This window comes from Vibrio nitrifigilis (genome assembly GCF_015686695.1).
In the GTDB taxonomy this organism is placed as follows: domain Bacteria; phylum Pseudomonadota; class Gammaproteobacteria; order Enterobacterales; family Vibrionaceae; genus Vibrio; species Vibrio nitrifigilis.
On record NZ_JADPMR010000003.1, the window covers coordinates 82,112 to 106,046 of the forward strand.

The 23,935-nt window shown below is 44.3% G+C and carries 13 protein-coding genes, 4 tRNA genes and 4 rRNA genes; 9 read left to right on the forward strand and 12 right to left on the reverse strand.

What is annotated here, in order from left to right:
• The first annotated feature begins 46 nt into the window (after window positions 1-46).
• From leuB to leuD, 3 genes are read left to right on the forward strand one after another with little or no spacing between them, the layout of a single operon-like run.
• A complete protein-coding gene (gene leuB, locus I1A42_RS14250; RefSeq protein ID WP_161153783.1) occupies window positions 47-1,138 on the forward strand; it encodes a 3-isopropylmalate dehydrogenase in 1,092 nt (363 codons plus the stop codon).
• Between the two features lie 59 nt (window positions 1,139-1,197).
• Window positions 1,198-2,604 carry a 3-isopropylmalate dehydratase large subunit gene (gene leuC / locus I1A42_RS14255; protein ID WP_196123881.1) on the forward strand — a complete coding sequence of 469 codons (1,407 nt, stop codon included), beginning with the start codon at window positions 1,198-1,200 and terminating at the stop codon, window positions 2,602-2,604.
• Between the two features lie 17 nt (window positions 2,605-2,621).
• On the forward strand, window positions 2,622-3,224 hold the full coding sequence (leuD, locus tag I1A42_RS14260) for a 3-isopropylmalate dehydratase small subunit (RefSeq protein ID WP_196123882.1): 603 nt from the start codon (window positions 2,622-2,624) through the stop codon (window positions 3,222-3,224).
• 150 nt (window positions 3,225-3,374) lie between these two features.
• Here the strand turns inward: leuD and rrf (I1A42_RS14265) are convergent.
• The 9 genes from rrf (I1A42_RS14265) to I1A42_RS14305 form a co-directional block, all read right to left on the reverse strand.
• Window positions 3,375-3,490: ribosomal RNA gene (rrf, locus tag I1A42_RS14265) — 5S ribosomal RNA — on the reverse strand.
• Between the two features lie 51 nt (window positions 3,491-3,541).
• Window positions 3,542-3,617, reverse strand: a tRNA-Thr gene (locus I1A42_RS14270).
• A gap of 56 nt (window positions 3,618-3,673) precedes the next feature.
• A 5S ribosomal RNA gene (gene rrf, locus I1A42_RS14275) occupies window positions 3,674-3,789 on the reverse strand.
• A gap of 115 nt (window positions 3,790-3,904) precedes the next feature.
• Window positions 3,905-6,795: ribosomal RNA gene (locus I1A42_RS14280) — 23S ribosomal RNA — on the reverse strand.
• 308 nt (window positions 6,796-7,103) lie between these two features.
• Window positions 7,104-7,179: transfer RNA gene (locus I1A42_RS14285), tRNA-Ala, on the reverse strand.
• Window positions 7,180-7,269: 90 nt separating this feature from the next.
• Window positions 7,270-7,346, reverse strand: a tRNA-Ile gene (locus I1A42_RS14290).
• Window positions 7,347-7,407: 61 nt separating this feature from the next.
• Window positions 7,408-8,960 (reverse strand): 16S ribosomal RNA (locus I1A42_RS14295).
• The 16S, 23S and 5S rRNA genes sit together here with 3 tRNA genes alongside, the layout of an rRNA operon.
• A 497-nt stretch (window positions 8,961-9,457) precedes the next feature.
• Window positions 9,458-10,723 carry an HD-GYP domain-containing protein gene (locus tag I1A42_RS14300; RefSeq protein ID WP_161153725.1) on the reverse strand — a complete coding sequence of 422 codons (1,266 nt, stop codon included), beginning with the start codon at window positions 10,721-10,723 and terminating at the stop codon, window positions 9,458-9,460.
• An 817-nt stretch (window positions 10,724-11,540) separates the two neighbouring features.
• Window positions 11,541-11,625 (reverse strand) — tRNA-Leu (locus tag I1A42_RS14305).
• 319 nt (window positions 11,626-11,944) lie between these two features.
• On the opposite strand from I1A42_RS14305, the gene I1A42_RS14310 reads away from it, so the two are divergent.
• From I1A42_RS14310 to I1A42_RS14320, 3 genes are read left to right on the forward strand one after another with little or no spacing between them, the layout of a single operon-like run.
• Window positions 11,945-12,700: a glycosyltransferase family 2 protein gene (locus I1A42_RS14310; RefSeq protein WP_196123883.1), complete on the forward strand. Its 756-nt coding sequence runs from the start codon at window positions 11,945-11,947 to the stop codon at window positions 12,698-12,700.
• Window positions 12,687-13,361, forward strand: coding sequence for a TVP38/TMEM64 family protein (locus I1A42_RS14315; protein WP_196123884.1), 675 nt, complete (start codon window positions 12,687-12,689; stop codon window positions 13,359-13,361). The genes I1A42_RS14310 and I1A42_RS14315 overlap by 14 nt, the downstream gene beginning before the upstream one ends.
• The gene (locus tag I1A42_RS14320; protein WP_196123885.1) at window positions 13,354-15,075 is read left to right on the forward strand and encodes an ArnT family glycosyltransferase; all 1,722 of its coding nucleotides are present in this window, start codon (window positions 13,354-13,356) and stop codon (window positions 15,073-15,075) included. The genes I1A42_RS14315 and I1A42_RS14320 overlap by 8 nt, the downstream gene beginning before the upstream one ends.
• Window positions 15,076-15,146: 71 nt before the next feature.
• Here the strand turns inward: I1A42_RS14320 and I1A42_RS14325 are convergent, their stop codons facing one another.
• From I1A42_RS14325 to lptF, 3 genes are all read right to left on the reverse strand, one after another.
• Window positions 15,147-16,259, reverse strand: a complete 1,113-nt coding sequence (locus tag I1A42_RS14325; protein WP_196123886.1) for a glycerol dehydrogenase — start codon at window positions 16,257-16,259, stop codon at window positions 15,147-15,149.
• Window positions 16,260-16,549: 290 nt separating this feature from the next.
• Complete coding sequence (gene lptG / locus I1A42_RS14330; RefSeq protein ID WP_161153720.1) at window positions 16,550-17,620, reverse strand: LPS export ABC transporter permease LptG; 1,071 nt, start codon at window positions 17,618-17,620, stop codon at window positions 16,550-16,552.
• A 3-nt stretch (window positions 17,621-17,623) separates the two neighbouring features.
• Entirely contained in the window at window positions 17,624-18,727 is a 1,104-nt protein-coding gene (lptF, locus tag I1A42_RS14335; RefSeq protein WP_161153719.1) for an LPS export ABC transporter permease LptF, read from the reverse strand.
• 191 nt (window positions 18,728-18,918) lie between these two features.
• Between lptF and pepA the strand changes: the two genes are divergently transcribed.
• The 3 genes from pepA (at window position 18,919) to I1A42_RS14350 (ending at window position 23,889) form a co-directional block, all read left to right on the forward strand.
• Window positions 18,919-20,427 carry a leucyl aminopeptidase gene (gene pepA / locus I1A42_RS14340; protein ID WP_161153718.1) on the forward strand — a complete coding sequence of 503 codons (1,509 nt, stop codon included), beginning with the start codon at window positions 18,919-18,921 and terminating at the stop codon, window positions 20,425-20,427.
• 59 nt (window positions 20,428-20,486) lie between these two features.
• Window positions 20,487-20,936, forward strand: coding sequence for a DNA polymerase III subunit chi (locus tag I1A42_RS14345; RefSeq protein ID WP_161153717.1), 450 nt, complete (start codon window positions 20,487-20,489; stop codon window positions 20,934-20,936).
• Between the two features lie 91 nt (window positions 20,937-21,027).
• Window positions 21,028-23,889: a valine--tRNA ligase gene (locus I1A42_RS14350; RefSeq protein WP_196123887.1), complete on the forward strand. Its 2,862-nt coding sequence runs from the start codon at window positions 21,028-21,030 to the stop codon at window positions 23,887-23,889.
• Window positions 23,890-23,935: the final 46 nt, after the last annotated feature.

The following is a 23,935-nucleotide window of genomic DNA, read 5'->3' on the forward strand; positions in this document are numbered from 1 at the left end:
GCAGACCAGAATAAATTTATAACTCATTAAGACGAATAGGATTCGCATGACAAACACAACATACAAAATCGCGGTTTTACCTGGCGATGGCATCGGCCCAGAAGTAATGGTGCAAGCAAACAAAGTGCTTGATGCCATCGAAACTAAATATAATTTGACCTTTGCCCGTGAAGAACACGACATCGGCGGTATCGCAATAGACAACCATGGTAAACCATTACCAGATACTACTTTGGCTGCTTGTGAAGAATCAGATGCCGTTCTGTTTGGTTCTGTTGGTGGCCCAAAATGGGAACACCTTCCGGCAAATGAACAGCCGGAGCGTGGTGCCTTATTACCTCTTCGTAAACACTTCCAACTATTCTGTAATTTGCGTCCAGCTCAGATCCATAATGGTTTAGAGGACTTTTCACCTCTACGCGCCGATATCTCAGCTCGTGGTTTTGATATTGTAGTGGTTCGTGAATTAACAGGTGGCATATACTTTGGTCAACCAAAAGGTCGTGAAGGTGAAGGCCCTAACGAAAAAGCCTTTGATACAGAAGTTTACCACCGCTATGAGATTGAACGTATTGCCAAGATTGCTTTTGAATCAGCAAGGCTACGTGATAAGAAAGTATGCTCTATAGATAAAGCTAACGTATTACAAAGCTCTATCATGTGGCGTGAAATTGTGACTGAAATTGCTAAAGACTATCCAGATGTCGAATTAACTCATATGTATATTGATAATGCGACTATGCAGTTAATTAAAGACCCATCTCAGTTCGATGTTGTACTGTGCTCAAATATCTTTGGTGACATTTTGTCTGATGAATGTGCGATGATCACAGGCTCAATGGGCATGTTACCTTCAGCAAGTATGAACGAAAGTAAGTTTGGTTTGTATGAACCGGCGGGCGGCAGTGCACCCGATATCGCAGGTAAAAATATTGCGAACCCAGTAGCGCAAATTCTTTCTGCAGCTCTAATGCTACGTTACAGCTTAGGCGAAGAAGATGCAGCTAAAGATATTGAAGCTGCAGTGAGTAAAGCGCTTGCTGCCGGCCAATTAACTGGTGACTTGGCCGGTAACAATCCTGCTTTAAGCACTAGTGAAATGGGTGATGTTATCGCTCAATATATCTCAAACTCATAATATTAGGAGGGATCGCATAGGCGATCCTTCTCGCTCTGCGAGCTGCAAGGAACAAAGCAATGTCAAAAGCAAAAACCTTATACGAAAAGATTTACGATGCTCATATTGCGGTTGAAGCCGAAGGCGAAAACCCAATTTTGTACATCGACCGCCATTTAGTACACGAAGTAACCTCACCTCAAGCGTTTGATGGACTGCGTGAAAAAGGGCGTCCAGTACGCCAAGTCAGCAAAACATTTGCTACGATGGATCATAACGTATCGACCACCACCAAAGACATTAACGCATCTGGTGAGATGGCTCGTATACAAATGGAAACACTATCAAAAAACTGTAAAGAGTTTGGTGTCACTCTGTTTGATATTAACCATAAATATCAGGGTATTGTGCATGTTATGGGGCCTGAGTTAGGTATTACTCTACCAGGTATGACCATCGTCTGTGGCGACTCTCACACTGCAACTCACGGTGCCTTCGGCTCCCTAGCATTTGGTATCGGTACTTCTGAAGTTGAGCATGTTTTAGCAACTCAAACACTAAAACAAGCCCGTGCTAAGACCATGAAAATTGAAGTAAAAGGCAAGGTGGCTCCTGGAATTACCGCCAAGGATATTGTTTTGGCCATTATCGGTAAAACAACATCAGCCGGCGGCACCGGTTATGTGGTTGAATTTTGTGGTGAAGCCATTCGAGATCTCTCCATGGAAGGCCGTATGACGGTATGTAATATGGCCATTGAGTTAGGTGCTAAAGCAGGTCTTATCGCCCCTGATGAAACGACATTCGATTACATTAAAAATCGTCGTTACGCCCCTTCAGCTGAAGATTGGAATGCAGCAGTGGAATATTGGTCTTCATTAAAAACTGATGAAGATGCAGAATTCGATGCTGTAGTGACTTTAAATGCTGCAGATATTCGCCCACAAGTCACTTGGGGCACTAACCCAGGTCAAGTAATGGCGGTAGACGGTATCATTCCTTCACCAGAAGATTTCTCTGATCCTGTAGAAAAAGCCTCAGCAACAAAAGCTCTTGCATATATGGGATTAAAAGGTGGTACTAAACTAGCTGAATATAAAATTAATAAAGTATTCGTTGGCTCTTGTACTAACTCACGTATCGAAGATATGCGAGCTGCTGCTGAAGTTGCTAAAGGCAAAAAAGTCGCGTCACACGTACAGGCCTTGATCGTACCTGGCTCTGAACAAGTTAAAGCGCAAGCAGAAGAAGAAGGCTTAGATAAAATCTTTATCGAAGCAGGATTTGAATGGCGTTTACCTGGCTGCTCCATGTGTTTGGCAATGAACAATGACCGCTTAGGTCCTGGAGAGCGCTGTGCATCAACGTCTAACCGTAACTTCGAAGGCCGCCAAGGTCGTGATGGTCGTACACACCTAGTTAGCCCAGCAATGGCCGCAGCAGCTGCAATCGCAGGGCACTTTGTCGACATCCGAGAAATCAACTAATTAGAAAGGACACTATCATGGCAGGATTTAAACAACATACTGGTTTAGTTGTCCCATTGGATGCAGCCAACGTCGATACCGATGCGATTATCCCAAAACAGTTTCTACAAAAAGTAACACGAACTGGTTTTGGTAAGCACCTATTCCATGACTGGCGCTTTCTTGATGATGCAGGTGAACAACCAAACCCTGAGTTCGTATTAAATAAATCACAATACAAAGGAGCAAGTATCTTACTCGCTCGCGAAAACTTTGGTTGTGGTTCTTCTCGTGAACATGCACCTTGGGCACTTGCTGACTACGGTATTCAAGTAATGATTGCACCAAGTTTTGCTGATATTTTCTACGGCAACTCAATCAACAACCAAATGGTTCCAGTACGTTTGACAGAAGAGGAAGTCGATGAAATCTTCCATTTCGTACAAGCAACTGAAGGTGCAGAAGTCACTGTTGATCTAGAATCAATGACAGTAACAGCAAATGGCAAAAATTATTCATTTGAGATTGATGAATTCCGTCGTCACTGCTTACTCAATGGATTAGATAATATTGGCCTAACACTTCAACACGCAGATAAAATTGCCGAGTTCGAAGCAAACATACCTAATTTCTTGCAATAAAGAGCCATTCTTTATGAACAAAAGCTGCCGATATGGCAGCTTTTTTTATATCCGATAACCACAAACAAAAGTTCCTGAGGAAATATGAATATATACAGTAGGTATAAAACGAGAAAACCCCAGCCGAGTGGGCTGGGGTTTTGAAATAAAGCCTGGCGATGACCTACTCTCACATGGGGAAGCCCCACACTACCATCGGCGCAATTTTGTTTCACTTCTGAGTTCGGCATGGAATCAGGTGGGTCCAAAATGCTATGGTCGCCAAGCAAATTCTGTATTATTGAGTAAAAAGAAGGCACTCAACAAATTGTAATAAATGGTGCTGATACCCAGAATCGAACTGGGGACCTCATCCTTACCAAGGATGCGCTCTACCGACTGAGCCATATCAGCTAAAGCGTCTGTTCAGACTAAAAGGCCCGTGATAACACGGGCCTCTTTAAATTAAAGCCTGGCGATGACCTACTCTCACATGGGGAAGCCCCACACTACCATCGGCGCGATTTCGTTTCACTTCTGAGTTCGGCATGGGATCAGGTGGGTCCAAAATGCTATGGTCGCCAAGCAAATTCTTTGTTGTTACCGCTACGCAGCAACAATTAATTCAGAAAGCTGTCGTTCTCTACACAATCAAGTGTGTCTCTTATATCGAGTCCGATACAAAACCTTTTTGGTGTTGTATGGTTAAGTCTCACGGGCCATTAGTACAGGTTAGCTCAACGCCTCACAACGCTTACACACCCTGCCTATCAACGTTCTAGTCTCGAACAACCCTTTAGGACGCTTATAGCGCCAGGGAAGACTCATCTCAGGGCTCGCTTCCCGCTTAGATGCTTTCAGCGGTTATCGATTCCGAACTTAGCTACCGGGCAATGCGTCTGGCGACACAACCCGAACACCAGAGGTTCGTCCACTCCGGTCCTCTCGTACTAGGAGCAGCCCCCTTCAATCTTCCAACGCCCACGGCAGATAGGGACCGAACTGTCTCACGACGTTCTAAACCCAGCTCGCGTACCACTTTAAATGGCGAACAGCCATACCCTTGGGACCGACTTCAGCCCCAGGATGTGATGAGCCGACATCGAGGTGCCAAACACCGCCGTCGATATGAACTCTTGGGCGGTATCAGCCTGTTATCCCCGGAGTACCTTTTATCCGTTGAGCGATGGCCCTTCCATTCAGAACCACCGGATCACTATGACCTGCTTTCGCACCTGCTCGAATTGTCATTCTCGCAGTCAAGCGGGCTTATGCCATTGCACTAACCTCACGATGTCCAACCGTGATTAGCCCACCTTCGTGCTCCTCCGTTACTCTTTGGGAGGAGACCGCCCCAGTCAAACTACCCACCAGGCACTGTCCTCACCCCAGATAATGGGGCCAAGTTAGAACATCAAACATACAAGGGTGGTATTTCAAGGTCGGCTCCACAATCACTAGCGTGACTGTTTCATAGCCTCCCACCTATCCTACACATGTAGGCTCAATGTTCAGTGCCAAGCTGTAGTAAAGGTTCACGGGGTCTTTCCGTCTAGCCGCGGGTACACTGCATCTTCACAGCGATTTCAATTTCACTGAGTCTCGGGTGGAGACAGCGTGGCCATCATTACGCCATTCGTGCAGGTCGGAACTTACCCGACAAGGAATTTCGCTACCTTAGGACCGTTATAGTTACGGCCGCCGTTTACCGGGGCTTCGATCAACCGCTTCGAGTTACCTCTAACAGCATCAATTAACCTTCCGGCACCGGGCAGGCGTCACACCGTATACGTCATCTTACGATTTTGCACAGTGCTGTGTTTTTAATAAACAGTTGCAGCCACCTGGTATCTGCGACTCTCAATAGCTCCAAGAGTTAATCTCTTCACCGTCAAGAGCGTACCTTCTCCCGAAGTTACGGTACCATTTTGCCTAGTTCCTTCACCCGAGTTCTCTCAAGCGCCTTGGTATTCTCTACCCGACCACCTGTGTCGGTTTGGGGTACGATTCCTTACAATCTGAAGCTTAGAGGCTTTTCCTGGAAGCATGGCATCAATGACTTCATCACCTTAGTGACTCGACATCGTGTCTCGGCCTTAGAGGAAACCGGATTTACCTAATTTCCAAGCCTACGCACTTGAACCTGGACGACCGTCGCCAGGCCCATCTAGCCTTCTCCGTCCCCCCATCGCAATTGTAAGAAGTACGGGAATATTAACCCGTTTCCCATCGACTACGCTTTTCAGCCTCGCCTTAGGGGTCGACTTACCCTGCCCCGATTAACGTTGGACAGGAACCCTTGGTCTTCCGGCGTGGAGGTTTTTCACCCCCATTATCGTTACTCATGTCAGCATTCGCACTTCTGATACCTCCAGCAGACTTTGCAATCTACCTTCAACGGCTTACAGAACGCTCCCCTACCCAATACCTAAAAAGGCATTGCCGCAGCTTCGGTTTACAACTTAGCCCCGTTACATCTTCCGCGCAGGCCGACTCGACTAGTGAGCTATTACGCTTTCTTTAAATGATGGCTGCTTCTAAGCCAACATCCTAGCTGTCTAAGCCTTCCCACATCGTTTCCCACTTAGCTGTAATTTGGGACCTTAGCTGGCGGTCTGGGTTGTTTCCCTCTCCACGACGGACGTTAGCACCCGCCGTGTGTCTCCCGGATAGTACTTACTGGTATTCGGAGTTTGCAAAGGGTTGGTAAGTCGGGATGACCCCCTAGCCTTAACAGTGCTCTACCCCCAGTAGTATTCGTCCGAGGCGCTACCTAAATAGCTTTCGGGGAGAACCAGCTATCTCCGAGTTTGATTGGCCTTTCACCCCTAGCCACAGGTCATCCGCTAATTTTTCAACATTAGTCGGTTCGGTCCTCCAGTTGATGTTACTCAACCTTCAACCTGCCCATGGCTAGATCACTCGGTTTCGGGTCTATATCCAGAGACTGGGCGCCCAGTTAAGACTCGCTTTCGCTACGGCTCCCCTAAACGGTTAACCTTGCCACTGAATATAAGTCGCTGACCCATTATACAAAAGGTACGCAGTCACCCCATAAAAGAGGCTCCTACTGCTTGTACGTACACGGTTTCAGGTTCTATTTCACTCCCCTCACAGGGGTTCTTTTCGCCTTTCCCTCACGGTACTGGTTCACTATCGGTCAGTCAGGAGTATTTAGCCTTGGAGGATGGTCCCCCCATATTCAGACAGGATATCACGTGTCCCGCCTTACTCGATTTCACCACAAATACGTTAACGGTTACGGGGCTATCACCCGGTATCGCGTGCCTTTCCAGACACTTCACCTGACGCATAAATGGCTTAAGGGCTAATCCGGTTTCGCTCGCCGCTACTACCAGAATCTCGGTTGATTTCTTTTCCTCGGGGTACTTAGATGTTTCAGTTCTCCCGGTTCGCCTCTTTAACCTATGTATTCAGTTAAAGATAACTGCTTATGCAGTTGGGTTTCCCCATTCGGACATCGTAGACTCAAGTGGCTCTTACTGCCTCATCTACGCTTATCGCAAGTTAGTACGTCCTTCATCGCCTCTGACTGCCAAGGCATCCACCGTGTACGCTTAGTCACTTAACCATACAACCCAAAAAAGTTTTGAGTTGATGAACAAGTCACCAAGGTTTGTCTGCATTTTTATACATGTTGCAGACTCGATATTGCCGGACTCAATTTTGAATACTTACTACTTAAAGTAAGCTTCCCAAGAACACTTGAATGTGTGTTGGTTATTTTCATAAAGAAAATAATTGAGAACTTTTACAAGTAATTTTCTATTTCATTGAAATAAAAGATTACTTTGTCAGCTTTCCAAATTGTTAAAGAGCAATGTGTTTTCTTACGAAAATCACCATTTTTAAGAACACTTAAGCAAATGTGCTTAAAGATGGTGGAGCTATGCGGGATCGAACCGCAGACCTCCTGCGTGCAAGGCAGGCGCTCTCCCAGCTGAGCTATAGCCCCATCTTGGTTAAAATTTTCAGAAACAAGGCCGTTATTGAGGACGTGTAGTTCGCTACACGACGAAATAACTAACGCAGTTACTGGAAATTTTGGTGGGTCTGAGTGGACTCGAACCACCGACCTCTCGCTTATCAGGCGAACGCTCTAACCACCTGAGCTACAGACCCACTAGGTGCTCTATTAAACCGTATCAATCTGTGTGAACACTCATCGCAATAATCTTATCGTTAAGGAGGTGATCCAGCGCCAGGTTCCCCTAGCGCTACCTTGTTACGACTTCACCCCAGTCATGAACCACAAAGTGGCAAGCGTCCCCCCGAAGGTTAAACTACCTGCTTCTTTTGCAGCCCACTCCCATGGTGTGACGGGCGGTGTGTACAAGGCCCGGGAACGTATTCACCGTAGCATTCTGATCTACGATTACTAGCGATTCCGACTTCATGGAGTCGAGTTGCAGACTCCAATCCGGACTACGACGCACTTTTTGGGATTCGCTCACTTTCGCAAGTTGGCCGCCCTCTGTATGCGCCATTGTAGCACGTGTGTAGCCCTACTCGTAAGGGCCATGATGACTTGACGTCGTCCCCACCTTCCTCCGGTTTATCACCGGCAGTCTCCCTGGAGTTCCCGACATGACTCGCTGGCAAACAAGGATAAGGGTTGCGCTCGTTGCGGGACTTAACCCAACATTTCACAACACGAGCTGACGACAGCCATGCAGCACCTGTCTCAGAGTTCCCGAAGGCACCAAAGCATCTCTGCTAAGTTCTCTGGATGTCAAGAGTAGGTAAGGTTCTTCGCGTTGCATCGAATTAAACCACATGCTCCACCGCTTGTGCGGGCCCCCGTCAATTCATTTGAGTTTTAATCTTGCGACCGTACTCCCCAGGCGGTCTACTTAACGCGTTAGCTCCGAAAGCCACGGCTCAAGGCCACAACCTCCAAGTAGACATCGTTTACGGCGTGGACTACCAGGGTATCTAATCCTGTTTGCTCCCCACGCTTTCGCATCTGAGTGTCAGTATCTGTCCAGGGGGCCGCCTTCGCCACTGGTATTCCTTCAGATCTCTACGCATTTCACCGCTACACCTGAAATTCTACCCCCCTCTACAGTACTCTAGCCTGCCAGTTTCAAATGCTATTCCGAGGTTAAGCCCCGGGCTTTCACATCTGACTTAACAGACCACCTGCATGCGCTTTACGCCCAGTAATTCCGATTAACGCTCGCACCCTCCGTATTACCGCGGCTGCTGGCACGGAGTTAGCCGGTGCTTCTTCTGCAGCTAACGTCAAATGATGAGACTATTAATCTCACCACCTTCCTCACTGCTGAAAGTACTTTACAACCCGAAGGCCTTCTTCATACACGCGGCATGGCTGCATCAGGCTTGCGCCCATTGTGCAATATTCCCCACTGCTGCCTCCCGTAGGAGTCTGGACCGTGTCTCAGTTCCAGTGTGGCTGATCATCCTCTCAGACCAGCTAGAGATCGTCGCCTTGGTGAGCTCTTACCTCACCAACTAGCTAATCTCACCTGGGCATATCCTGACGCGAGAGGCCCGAAGGTCCCCCTCTTTGAGCCGAAGCTATTATGCGGTATTAGCCATCGTTTCCAATGGTTATCCCCCACATCAGGGCAATTTCCCAGGCATTACTCACCCGTCCGCCGCTCGCCGCCCATAAGCGCCCCCGAAGGTTTGTTTATGTCACTGCCGCTCGACTTGCATGTGTTAGGCCTGCCGCCAGCGTTCAATCTGAGCCATGATCAAACTCTTCAATTAAAGTTTTTTGTGGCTCAATGAATACTGAATACATTACTAAGTAATGTTGAATTGACTGTGCCAAGACCCCTAATGTTTCCAAAAGACATCTTGATTGGTCACTCAGTTCATTGAAACCAATTGGAAACCGAAGTTTCTCATTTGATTATCATCAACGAGTGCCCACACAGATTGATAGGTTTAAATTGTTAAAGAGCTTGCTTTTCAAGAACTTTTCTCTCAAAGCGGAGGTGCATTCTAGCGATTTCGTTGTCAGTGTCAAACACTTTTTTCAACTTTCTCATTCGAGCGTCTTATCCTCTTACTGAACCGCTGAAGCCTTGTGGCGTCTGCCGTGTCAGTGAGGGCGCATTATAGGGAGTTCTTTTAAGTTGGCAAGCGGAAAATCGCTTTTTTTATCGAAAAAAAAAGCGTTCGAACAAAGTTTCAACAGAACGGATTTTATACCCATTTACCCTCACAAAAGAAACAATTTACCCACAGATTGCTGTGGATAACTACTCATTTCCTTCGAAGAAATAGGACACCCTTGCCCGTGGGTTTAGGTATTCACGAATTTTATCGGGCAGTTTATTCGGGAGGATGGCATTCACTATCTTTATATCCTTATCAGCTAAGTCAATTATTGGCGCTTGGTTTCTTGGTACTGAGGGATCATAAATAAGTACATTGGGAAATAGCAGGTTATTGGCATTAACAGAAATGACTAACCCTACCATCTCATTAGAGAGCTGGACGACAGTGCCAGGAGGGAAAACCCCCATAAACTTCACTAAGATACTTAGGTTCTCTGGATCATAAAGATGCTTACAGTTCTTAAACATATAAGAAAGAGCAATATAGGGTATCTTTTGTTCACTCGGAATATTGGGATGACATAGATTGTCGAAAGCATTCGCTACCGCAACAATTTGTGCTAGTTCATCAATCTCTGCTCCTTTTAGACCGTTAGGGTAACCAGAACCATCATTGAGTTCATGGTGTTGCTCAATCACTCTTTTCGTTGTTTCCGGAAAACTATCTATATTCGCAGCAAGCTCAAGTCCATACTTAGTGTGTAACTTTAAGTAGTTCAATTCTGGAGCGGTCAATTGCGTCTGTTTTCTAACGATAGCAGCTGGGACTCGGACTTTTCCCATATCATGAAATAATGCGGCGAAAGCTAACTGCTTTATCTTTTCTGGTGGGTACTCTTTTACCTTACCAATCATCATAGAAATGACGGCAACGTTTAATGAATGAAAATAGATATCCTCGAATTCACTTTTGCCATTCATTAAATGTAAAGTCACATTGTCTTCACTCAATAAAGTATCAACAATATCTTCGACCAAAACGCTAGCTTCATTAACAGCGTCAACTGGGCGACTACGTATTTTGTTCATCACAGCTCGCATACGCGACAATGAACGTTCAAACTCTTTTTCTACCGCACTAACTTTACGTCGATAAGCACTCAGTCTTTCTATTCGTTTTTGCTTTTCTTGCCAAAGTTTATCTGCTTCTTCGGCTAATATAGCTTCCTGCTCTACATCTTTTTCTTCATTTTCATTTTCTTCAGCTTTAGGCGGTAGCGGTTCAACATCACTTTGGTTTGTATTCAAAAATACGTGCTGGATCCCCAAATGACGAATCATAGTGATCTGATCTTGTGACTTTATTTTAAAGCTATTAAATAAAAAGGGATGATCATTCCACTTAACAGGTAGTCGAATATGTAAACCCGGTTGTAGTCGATCTACTGTTATTTTGATACTCGCCACATTTACTTTCCCAACTCAAACAACACTGCTGTAAGTCTAGGATAAGAAATGAAATATGGAGTAATGGGTTACGATAATTTATCTCTATAGATCACTTTATAAATTATTCAGAGTGAGAAGGAATACAAGCTCAAAGCGACATACTAGATGAGTAACGTTTTATTCTCTATGGAGTTAGCAGTAAAAAAGCCGCTATAAATAGCAGCTTCTTTTATAATTTGGTACCACTGGGAGGACTGATTGGACAGGCATTCCTGCCGCCACACCGAAGGCAACGTTCTATTCGCTCCAGATTTTAGGCGTAAAAAAAGCCGCTATAAATAGCAGCTTCTTTTATAATTTGGTACCACTGGGCGGACTGATTGGACAGGCATTCCTGCCGCCACACCGAAGGCAACGCTCTATTCGATACAGATTTTAGGCGTAAAAAAAGCCGCTATAAATAGCAGCTTCTTCTAATTTGGTACCACTGGGCGGACTGATTGGACAGGCACTCCTGCCGCCACACCGAAGGCAACGTTCTATTCGCTCCAGATTTTGGGCGTAAAAAGCCGCTATAAATAGCAGCTTCTTCTAATTTGGTACCACTGGGCGAACTGATTGGACAGGCACTCCTGCCGCCACACCGAAGGCAACGTTCTATTCGCTCCAGATTTTGGGCGTAAAAAGCCGCTATAAATAGCAGCTTCTTCTAATTTGATACCACTAGGCGGACTGATTGGACAGGCATTCCTGCCGCCACACCGAAGGCAACGCTCTATTCGATACAGATTTTAGGCGTAAAAAAAGCCGCTATAAATAGCAGCTTCTTCTAATTTGGTACCACTGGGCGGACTTGAACCGCCACGCCCGAAGGCAACGGATTTTGAATCCGTCATGTCTACCAATTCCATCACAGTGGCATCAGTGAAAAGGATAACTCCCTTTCGAATGGTTGGCATTATAACTAAGAAACTGACGGGTGCAATAGTAATTTTCTGATTTACTTACCGTTTGACGATATTTTCACCAAAGCGATTCTTTTTCTTACTTTTTGGCGATCTATCCCCCATTTATTTAAGCGCTCCCATTCAACATTTTCCATAATCGCCTTACTATAGATGAACAAAACTATAAACAATACCTCCCCATTCATGAGTCAGGTTGTATGACTTTCACATTAACTTCATCAGTACGTCATACACTACACTTTAAATATCAATCGGATATCGGCTTTTATATATGCTTAAACTTTCTGTTGTATTACCTGCCAAAAATGAACAAGGCAATATAGGACGCTTAATCGAAGAAATTCATACCGCACTCGTCAATCATCACTCTTTTGAAGTTGTGCTTACCGATGACGGGAGCACCGACAATACAGCTCAAGAAGCGATCGAAACAGCTGCACGCCTCAATTGCGCATTAACTCTTTTACATCACCCCAAAAGTTGTGGGCAGAGTACTGCCGTCCATTCAGCTGTAAGACATGCTAAAGGCGAATGGATTGCAACGCTTGACGCTGACGGTCAAAACGACCCAGCTGATCTATTAGCAATGCTAGATAAAGCCTCATCTCTTCATAGTGAACATTTTTGTATCGCTGGGTATCGCAATAAGCGTAAAGATACTGCTTGGGTGCACTTTCAATCACGTGTGGCGAATGCTGTACGCCAATTTTTTTTAAGAGACGGTGTTCCTGATTCAGGATGTGGTCTTAAAGTATTTCCTCGTAACACCTTCTTGCTACTTCCTTATTTTGACCATATGCACCGTTTTTTGCCTGCGTTGATAAGAAGAATGAATGGAGAAATTATCGTTCACCCAGTCAACCACAGAGAAAGAACCGTAGGTGAATCCAAATATAATGTTTGGAACCGACTATGGGTCGGCATTGCCGATATGATTGGCGTAATGTGGCTGCGTAAACGAACAAAGTGGCCAACCATTGAAGTAAAGCACAGTAGTCACAGCGAACAACAGAATGAAGATATTTAAAATTCTCTTTTTATTGCTTTTATGTATCGCTGTTTACGCAGCTTCAGATAGTGATATCTGGCAACATATAGCGGATAAAAACTGGATTGCCAATTATGTTCATCAAACTGGTTTTTCTGGATTAATACTTCTCTTGTCTTTCGGGGCAGTATTTACTGCTTGTGGCGGTCCAAGGCAGCTCATTGCGTTTACGTTTGGTTTCGCATTCGGCAGTGTATCAGGCACCTTACTTTGCCTATTGAGCACTCTTGCTGGAGCTGTATGCACCTATACTTTGGCCTCTTGGGTGTTTAGACAAGTATTGATCAAGAAAATGGGAAGGCGTTATGAAAAGTTCAAACGCTTTATAGAAGTTCAACCATTCACAAAAGTGTTACTCCTTAGAACCTTCCCTATTGGGAGTAATTTGTTTACCAATTTACTTTCAGGGGTAACGGGTATTCGACTTTTATCATTTATGCTTGCTTCATTACTTGGATATTTTCCGCAAACTTTTATCTTTGCTCTCGCTGGTTCTGGGGTCGGTTCCGCCTCTGAATGGCAATTAATTGTGAGTATTTTATTAGGTATTGTCAGTATGTTATTAACACACCGTCTATATCGAAATTATAAACAATCGACAAAATCTTCCGATCGTTTAGGAGACCACTCCAATGTTTAAATCCTTATCGGACCGTTTCTATAGCGACGACTATCATAAAGTCCTTTCTCTGCTACTCATTTTGGCCTTTATTATTATTGCAATGGGGATCGGGCTCAGAGGACCTTGGCCTGCAGATGAACCTCGTTTTGCTGAAGCGGCCAAAGAAATGGTTGTGTCGGGCAATTGGTTTTTTCCGCTTCGAGGGGGGGAACTCTACCCCGATAAACCGCCTATTTTTATGTGGGCGATTGCTTTTTTTTACTGGCTAACCAAAAGTATTTATTGGTCGTTCCTTATTCCCAATGCTTTAGCTGGATTACTCACCCTAGTATGTGTTTACGACATTGCAGCAAAACTATGGAATGTTCGAGTTGCCCGTAATGCGTTTTTATTACTACTGACGATCCCACAATTTGTCTTGCAAGCGAAAAGTGCTCAAATCGATGCCATGGTTACTTGCTGGATCACAGTGGCCATGTATGGTTTTATCCGCCACTACTTTATCAAACAAAGTTGGTTTTGGTACGGCATTAGTTGGGCATTCATGGGGCTGGGTATCATCACGAAAGGAGTCGGTTTCTTACCTATCTTCTTTTTAATCCCTGCACTCACTTACAGTATTCGCGGTGGTCAAACTTCGGCAAAACGAGCTGTTGGAGAAATTCTATTCGGCATCATCTGTATGCTATTAGTGCTATCTGCTTGGTTTTTTCCCATGCTTCATTGGGTTGAAGTCAGCCATAACCCTGATTACATAGCTTACCGCGACAATATTTTGTTTAAACAAACGGCAGAGCGTTATGCAGATTCATGGACACATCTAAAACCTTGGTATCACTTCATTCTTGAAGTCATTCCGGGCTTTTGGTTTCCTATGTCCCTTTTCCTATTTAGTAAAAGTTTCTGGAAGAAATACCATGATGATAAGGTCGTTCGCTCACTGCTCATTTGGGTAGTACTGGTCGTCTTTTTCTTTAGTATGAGTCCAGGTAAGCGTGGAGTTTATATTTTACCAGCCGTGCCAATGCTCGCCCTTTGTTTCTCACAATGGATTAGCGAACAATCTGTTGAACGTTGGATACAACGATTGATCAAAGGCGTGTGTTGGATTTTTAATCTGGCTTTCTTTGTTATTGCCATTTTGCTTCTTAACCACAACAAAGGGCTGATAAAAAATCTTGGTGACAACCCTAACATTACTGGATTCGCAATATTCTTTATTGCGGCAGGTGTGATTTGGTTTGCCATCAATTGGTTCATGCATCACAAGCAAGCTATCTGTCAGTTCGGTGCTTTAATGGCTGCAACTTGGATATTATACAGCTCTTGGGGATACGTACTTTTGGATCCCATCCGAACCCCTGCTAAAGACGTAATGGAAAATGCCGCCAAAGCCATCGGCCCTAATGGCCAGCTTGCCATCGTTAATTACCGTGAGCAATTCTTGTTGTACTCACCCGTAGAATTAACTCAGTTTAGCTATTTAGCTTCAGTAGAAGATCAATATCGAAATGCATGGCGTTGGATTCAGGAGCATCCTAATCGCTATGTCATAGGTAGAGATAATGAAGGTCTTGTTTGCTTTGATGCCGACAAAGCCAAATACATTGGTGAAGCTCACCGCCGTGATTGGTATCTATTTGATCGAGATAGTATTCTACCGAACTGTGATGAACCGACCAAAGTAAAACGATATGTGATGCCTTTTGCAAAACATGCCGTCACTGACTAATTATCCAGATCAAAAAATAACTAACCCCAGCCAAAGCTGGGGTTAGTTTTATCAATCATGCAATGAATGATTTATGCGCTTTCTTTATAACGATGAGCCATATTGTTAGCTGCAATCATAGCATTATATAACTCATCTTCTGACACAGGTTTTTGCATATTGCCCATGGTGTCATCTTTATCACAGGCGATAGCTGCAACTTTACGCCATTCCGCTTCAACGAATTTAGTTAACCCCATATCTTCGAGAGTTAAAGGCAAACCGACTGTTTTCACAATTCGAACCACTTCATCAATTTCAGCTTTAGGGGCATTTTCTAACACGAGTTGAGTCAGCAGGCCAAACACCACTTTCTCACCATGTTGAGCCTTGTGTAAATCTGGTACCGCAGACATCCCATTATTCACCGCATGCGCAGCTGCTAAACCACCCGCTTCAGCACCAACACCACTTAAGTAAATTGTCGCTTCAATAGTTTGTTCCAAAGCTGGAGTCGTGATTTTGTTTTTCAACGCATCCATTGCCGCTTCGACATTTTCACTTAACAGCTCATAACATAATTTGGCTAAGCCAAGACCTGTTCGTGATGGTTTTTTCAATACTAGATTGACACCATCGCAAGCATAACAACTGCGAGCTTCAAAATAAGTGGCTAACGCATCCCCCACTCCCGCAGTAAAGAAGCGAGCTGGAGCCCCCGCAATAATATTTGTATCGGCAATAACCGCATCAGGGTTTTGCGGTAAGAATAGATAATGGTCAAACTCACCATTGTTTTTATAGATAACCGCGAGAGCTGTACAAGGAGCATCCGTGGATGCGATGGTTGGGTATAAAATAACGGGTAGCTTTTGTTGATAACCTACCGCTTTGGCGCAGTCTAAGGTTTTACCACCACCGATACCAACAATCACATTGGCATGGGTATCGATAGCGAGCTTTTCATTACGATTAATTTCTTCTTGGGTACATTCGTAATTAAATTTTTCTGCAGTTGCAGTCAGTGCGCTATCTTTTTCTATCGCAGCAATAGCGTCTTCTTTTACTTTCGGCAGAATAAATTCATCACAAATGATATAGGCGTTGTTACCAAAGTCTTTAATATAGTCAGGAAGTTGAGCAAGTAATCCTGCCCCTATATAGAATTTTTTAGGGGATGTTACTGTGCGTGGTGTGATATTCACGACTTACTCCTTTGTTTTTATAAAAGCACATGCATATTTTAACAAAGGTATATTCTGAATTTTTGAAGTCAGGCACGTAAATCACGTTTATATTTCCAAGTAACCTCAAGATACAGCGTTCAGAGCTTCATCAACGAGCCTAGGTCAAGCTCAATAACGGCAGGAATGGTCATTCCCTTTGAACGTGATTGGGCGATGAAACAGCATCTTGAGGTTACTTAGGTGTAGTCATTTTATTAAAAAGAAAAAGGAAGCCGACGCTTCCTTTTTCTCATAATGACATCTACGAACTAAGCTTTTCGTCTCATCAACACTACCGCAACCATTAAGAAAACTAAGCTAGGGGCAACAGCACCGATAACCGGAGGAAACCCGTACACTAAACTTAACGGGCCGAAAAACTCTGAAGAGATATAGAAAGTAAACCCAGCGATAACACCAGATAAAATTCTCGCCCCCATCGTCACAGAGCGTAATGGACCAAAGATAAATGACAACGCCATCAACATCATAACTGCAATAGAAAATGGCTGAGTCACTTTACGCCAAAACGCTAAATCGTAACGAGATGCATCTTGCTCAGATGCTTTGAGATAATGTACATAACTATACAAACCGCTGAGCGACAGTTCTTCTGGTTTAACCGTCACTACCTGTAATTTATCTGGCTCTAACGAAGTATGCCATGGGTATTCAGGTACTGTTTTTTTCGAGATAACTACCTTGTCACGCATATCAGTTAAGGTGGCATTTTTCATTAACCAATGTTTGCCTTTGACGTAATCGACCTCTTTGGCAAAAATCACTTCCGTTAATTTTTTATCATCATTAAAACGCCACATATTCACACCATATAATTTATCGTCATTAATCTTAGTAATGAAAATAAAATCATTGGCATCTCTAGCCCAAACCCCTGTTTGTACTGATAGAATTTTACCGCCAGACGTTTCAAATGCGCGCATATCTCGAGCCAATTTTTGAGCTTGAGGAGCCCCCCATTCCCCCAACAGCGTAATGATGATCATCAAAGGCACTGCCGTTTTAAGTACAGAGACACCAATTTGCAGTTTGGAATAACCCGCGGCTTGCATAACGACTAATTCAGAGCTGGAAGCCAACATCCCCAAACCAATCAATGCTCCGAGTAAAGCAGCCATTGGAAAGAACATTTCGATGTCACGCGGGATACTCAAAATCACAAAATATAGAGCACCGAGTAAGTCATACGTCCCCTTGCCGACTTTGCGCAATTGATCAACGTATTTGATAATTCCAGACAGCCCGACAAAGGTCATCAAAACCATCATGGATGTTGAAATGATAGTTCGGCCTATATAAACATCTAAAATTTTAAACACGACTTACGCTACCTTTTTCTTTTGTCGGAGTTTATCTTTGAACTTTCTCACTGCAAGACTATCTAGTGAGTTCACGATCAATGCTGCAACCAATAAGCCAGCATTAATTGGCCACATTCCCACAATTGCAGGTATCGCGCCATCTTCTAACGCTGACTTCGTGGCACTAATCGCAAGGAAATACACCAGATAAATAAAGATTGCCGGCCCCATTTTCGCAAAACGACCTTGGCGAGGGTTAACTGCCGATAAAGGGACGACAAGCATGGTTAAAATGGGAATACACACCACCAGCGAAATACGCCATTGCAGTTCAGCCTGTGCTTTTGGATTGGAGTCATGGAGCAACTGCATGGTTGGAATTGCTTCCCAATCGCGATCCTCATGTTTCACTTCTCGTTGACCAATTAAACCTTGGTATTGATCAAACGTAGTAATCATGTAGTTCAGTTGTGTCGGAACCCCTTCATAACGAGTCCCGTTATACATGTTGATTACTTGGCGACCATCACTTAACTCTTTTACTTCACCTGAATCTGAGAACATCACGCTCGGTAAAATAGAGTCGCGTGGAGCAAGCTGTGCCACAAAGACATTGGATAATTTCTTATTATCAATGTCGTCGATAAATACGACAGATGAACCATCAGGTGAACGTTGGAATTGCCCTTTCTGTAGCAAATCGACGCTGTTTTCTGAAGAGAGTTGCTCCATCAATTGCGCAACTTTGTCTTGGCACCATGGAGAAAGCCACCATGAGTTAAACGCAGCAGCTGTCGATGTAATTAATGCTAACGACAAAGCAGCACGGATCAGAAATTTGTTACCGATCCCGGTCGCGTTCATGACGGTAATTTCACTTTCCGCATATAAACGACCGAAGGTCAGCAAAATACCTATGTACAAGCTCAATGGAAGCATTAAAAGCCCCATCGATGGCATATTCAAACCCACGATCGATAAAATCATTCGTGCAGGAATTTCACCATCTGAAGCATCAGCCAAAACTCGAATAAACTTCTGGCTCAGAAACACTAAAAAGAGCACAAAAAAGATGGCAAATTGACTCTTTAGTGTCTCGCGGATCAAATATCGGACAATAATCACGCTGAAATTACCTATACAAAACTTGTTTTTTTGGTTGAATCACTATAATTTCTCGTTGAACCTTTTATTTTTGAAATTTTCACTATTTGTTAGCACTCCATATTTAAAGGTAGTTCCCTATAGGGATTCAACAAGTAAGAGTGCATTATCCAACATTTAGTTCTATTTGTCTTTAGGATGTAGGAGTACGCATGGAGTTCAGTGTAAAAAGTGGCAGCCCGGAGAAACAACGTAGCGCTTGTATCGTTGTGGGTGTATTCGAACCACGTCGCCTTTCTCCAGTTGCAGAACAACTTGATAAAATCAGTGATGGTTACCTGAGTTCATTGCTTCGTCGCGGTGATTTAGAAGGTAAGCCAGGTCAGATGCTACTGCTGCATCAAGTTCCAGGTGTTCTGTCCGAACGCGTTTTACTCGTAGGTTGTGGTAAAGAGCGCGAACTGGGTGAGCGTCAATATAAAGAAATCATTCAAAAAACCATCAGCACCCTTAACGAAACGGGTTCAATGGAAGCCGTCTGCTTCCTAACGGAACTGCACGTTAAAGGTCGTGATACCTATTGGAAAGTACGCCAAGCAGTTGAAGCGACCAAAGATGGTTTATATACCTTCGATCAATTTAAAACGGTTAAACCAGAAACCCGTCGTCCGCTACGTAAACTCGTATTCAATGTGCCGACTCGCCGTGAATTAAACCTCGGTGAAAAAGCCATATCTCACGGTCTGGCGATCGCTTCTGGTGTTAAATCGTGTAAAGATCTTGGCAATATGCCACCAAACGTAGCCAACCCGGCTTATCTTGCTTCGCAGGCTCGCCGTCTTGCTGATGATTACGAAACGATCACCACGAAGATCATTGGCGAAGCTGAAATGGATAAACTGGGGATGTATTCTTACCTAGCTGTCGGTCGTGGTTCAAAAAATGAATCTATGATGTCAGTGATCGAATACAAAGGTAATCCTGATAAGGATGCCAAACCTATTGTACTGGTTGGTAAAGGCCTAACTTTCGATTCAGGCGGTATTTCTATTAAACCTGGCGCTGCTATGGATGAAATGAAATATGACATGTGTGGTGCAGCCTCAGTCTTTGGCGCGATGAAAGCGCTGGCACAAATGAATCTACCCATCAACGTTATTGGTGTGCTTGCAGGTTGTGAGAACATGCCAGGCAGCAACGCCTATCGTCCGGGTGACATATTAACCACTATGTCAGGTCAAACCGTTGAAGTACTAAACACTGATGCTGAAGGTCGTTTAGTATTGTGTGATGCGCTAACTTACGTTGAGCGTTATGAACCTGATTGTGTCGTTGATGTAGCCACTCTAACGGGTGCGTGCGTGATGGCACTGGGCCATCACTTAAGTGGTGTAATGAGTAACCATAACCCATTAGCACACGAGATCATTAGTGCATCAGAACAGGCAAGTGACCGTGCATGGCGCTTACCAATTACGGATGAATACCAAGAACAGCTCAAGAGTCCATTTGCGGACATGGCTAATATTGGTGGCCGCCCAGCGGGTGCTATCACCGCAGGCTGTTTCTTATCAAAATTTGCTAAGAAATATAACTGGGCACACATTGACATTGCGGGTACCGCATGGAAATCTGGTGCAGCTAAAGGCTCAACGGGACGTCCCGTCTCTTTACTTGTCCAATTCCTACTTAACCGTAGTGGCCAAGAAAACGAAGAGTAACAACGTTTTATAAAGGGCCGTCAGGCCCTTTTTTGTATCGTTCTTTTAAGGTATTCCCAATGGCAATGGCGACGTTTTACATCGTACAACAAGATACTCCTCAAGCCGAGCAACTAGGCTTTGAAGACTACGTGCTGTTTCTGACGCGTCATTTTGCTCATCAAGGGGCCAAAGTGTACCTACAATGCCACGATAAAGACCAAGCAGAACATTATGCAGAGAGATTTTGGCAAACCGAACCACATGATTTTATTGCACATAATTTAGTGGGGGAAGGCCCGAAATATGGCACTCATATTGAAATTGGTCATCAAAAAGTAAAGCCGTCTTACCATCGCCAACTCATAATAAATTTGGCTGATAATCAGACAACCTTTGCGCAGAACTTCGCTGAAGTGATAGACTTCGTCCCTTGTGAAGAAAATGCCAAACAACGGGCTCGTGAACGATATAAACTCTATCGACAAGCAGGATACCAACTGCAGACTATCGAGATCCAATATCCGTAGCAGTTCATCCTTATAGTTAAGCTCTCTTCACCAGAGAACTCACTTATAAAGATTAACTGATTAACCATTAAAGTATCCATTTAAGAGCACTATGGAAAAGACATATAACCCAACATCTATCGAACAAGATCTGTATAAGACTTGGGAAGAACAAGGCTACTTTAAGCCTCACGGTGACACCTCAAAACCTGCTTACAGCATCGTCATTCCGCCACCGAATGTCACTGGTAGCCTGCATATGGGTCACGCATTCCAAGACACCATTATGGATACTCTGATTCGTTGTCAGCGTATGAAAGGCAACAACACTTTGTGGCAAGTCGGTACAGACCATGCTGGTATCGCAACTCAAATGGTTGTGGAACGTAAAATTGCCGCAGAAGAAGAGAAAACCAAGCACGACTACGGTCGCGAAGCATTCATCGACAAAATTTGGGAATGGAAAGGCGAATCCGGTGGTAACATCACTCGCCAGCTTCGTCGTCTAGGTGCTTCTGTTGACTGGGATCGTGAACGCTTCACTATGGATGAAGGCTTCTCTAATGCGGTACAAGAAGTGTTTGTACGCCTATTTAAAGAAGACCTTATCTACCGTGGTAAACGCCTCGTTAACTGGGATCCAAAACTGCACACTGCGATTTCTGATCTTGAAGTTGAAAACAAAGACAAAAAAGGTCACATGTGGCACTTCCGCTACCCTCTTGCTGATGGGGCAAAAACTGCGGAAGGTAAAGACTACATCGTCGTTGCAACAACTCGTCCAGAAACCATGCTTGGGGATACTGGTGTTGCTGTTAACCCAGAAGATCCACGTTACAAAGATCTCATTGGTAAAGAAATCTTACTTCCTATCGTTGATCGTCGCATCCCAATCGTAGGTGACGAACACGCCGATATGGAAAAAGGCACAGGCTGTGTAAAAATCACACCAGCTCATGACTTTAACGACTACGAAGTGGGTAAACGTCATAATCTGCCAATGATCAATATCTTCACTTTAGATGCGAACGTACGTGACGCTGCTGAAGTGTTCACTGCTAAAGGTGAAGCAAGTGATGCTTACTCGACTGAGATCCCTGAGCGTTATCAAGGTGTTGAACGTTTTGCTGCACGTAAAGCGATTGTCGCTGAGTTCGAACAGCTTGGTCTTCTGGTTGAAATTAAAGATCATGACCTAACGATCCCTTACGGCGATCGTGGCGGTGTGGTTATTGAACCAATGCTGACTGACCAATGGTATGTTCGCACTGCTCCTCTCGCAGAACCAGCGATCAAAGCCGTTGAAGATGGTGACATCCAATTTGTACCACAACAATACGAGAACATGTACTTCTCTTGGATGCGCGACATTCAAGATTGGTGTATCTCTCGTCAGCTATGGTGGGGTCACCGTATCCCTGCATGGTATGACGACCAAGGAAACGTGTACGTTGGTCGTAACGTAGAAGAAGTTCGTCAAGAGAATAACATCGCTGCAGATGTTGCTCTGCGTCAAGATGATGATGTACTTGATACTTGGTTCTCTTCAGCACTATGGACTTTCGGTACTCAAGGTTGGCCAGAACAAACGCCAGATCTTACCACCTTCCATCCAACGGAAGTGCTAGTAACCGGTTTCGATATTATCTTCTTCTGGGTTGCTCGCATGATCATGATGACCATGCACTTCATCAAAGATGAAAACGACAAACCACAAGTACCTTTCAAAACCGTTTACGTAACTGGTTTAATCCGTGACGAAAACGGCGACAAAATGTCGAAATCGAAAGGTAACGTACTTGACCCAATCGACATGATTGACGGTATCGATCTTGAGTCTCTAGTGACTAAGCGTACTGGCAACATGATGCAGCCTCAATTGGCAGCGAAGATTGAGAAAAATACTCGTAAGACGTTTGAAAACGGTATTGAACCATACGGTACAGATGCGCTGCGCTTTACCCTTGCAGCAATGGCATCGACAGGTCGTGATATCAACTGGGATATGAAGCGCCTAGAAGGTTACCGTAACTTCTGTAACAAGCTGTGGAACGCCAGCCGTTACGTATTGATGAATACTCAAGAGCAAGATTGTGGCTTTGCTGCAGGCGCTGAGCTTGAGTACTCACTAGCAGACAAATGGATCGAATCTCAATTTGAATTGGCTGCAAAAGCATTCAATGAGCATATCGATAACTACCGTCTTGATATGGCAGCGAACACGCTGTACGAATTTATTTGGAACCAATTCTGTGACTGGTACCTAGAGCTAACTAAACCGGTTCTATGGAAAGGTACAGAAGCTCAGCAACGCGCAACTCGTCGTACACTGATTACCGTTCTAGAGAAAACGCTTCGCCTAGCGCACCCAGTGATTCCATACATCACTGAAACCATTTGGCAAAGTGTAAAACCTCTTGTTGAAGGCGTATCTGGTGAAACCATCATGCTTCAAGCGCTACCACAGTACAACGAAGCAAACTTCCACCAAGAAGCGCTAGACGATATTGAATGGGTTAAATCATTCATCACTAGTATTCGTAACCTACGTGCAGAATACGACATTAACCCTGGTAAACCGCTAGAAGTGATGTTGAAAGCAGCTAACGACGTAGATGTAAACCGCCTAGAAACGTGCACACAAGTTCTAGTGTCTCTTGCGAAACTAGAAAGCGTACGCGTGATTGCTGATAATGAAACATTACCAGCATGTGCAACAGCGCTAGTTGGAAAATCAGAGCTGCTTATCCCGATGGCTGGACTGATTGACAAAGACGCTGAGCTGGATCGTCTAGCAAAAGAAATTGCTAAGACTCAAGGTGAAATCAAACGTATCGAAGGTAAACTAGGTAACGAAGGTTTCGTTGCAAAAGCACCTGAAGCGGTTGTAGCAAAAGAGCGTGAAAAACTGCAAGGCTACAAAGATACCTTGGCAAAACTTGAAGAACAGAAAGTGACTATCGCAGCACTGTAATCTTCTTGTTTAGAAATGAAAAAAGGCAGCTTCGGCTGCCTTTTTT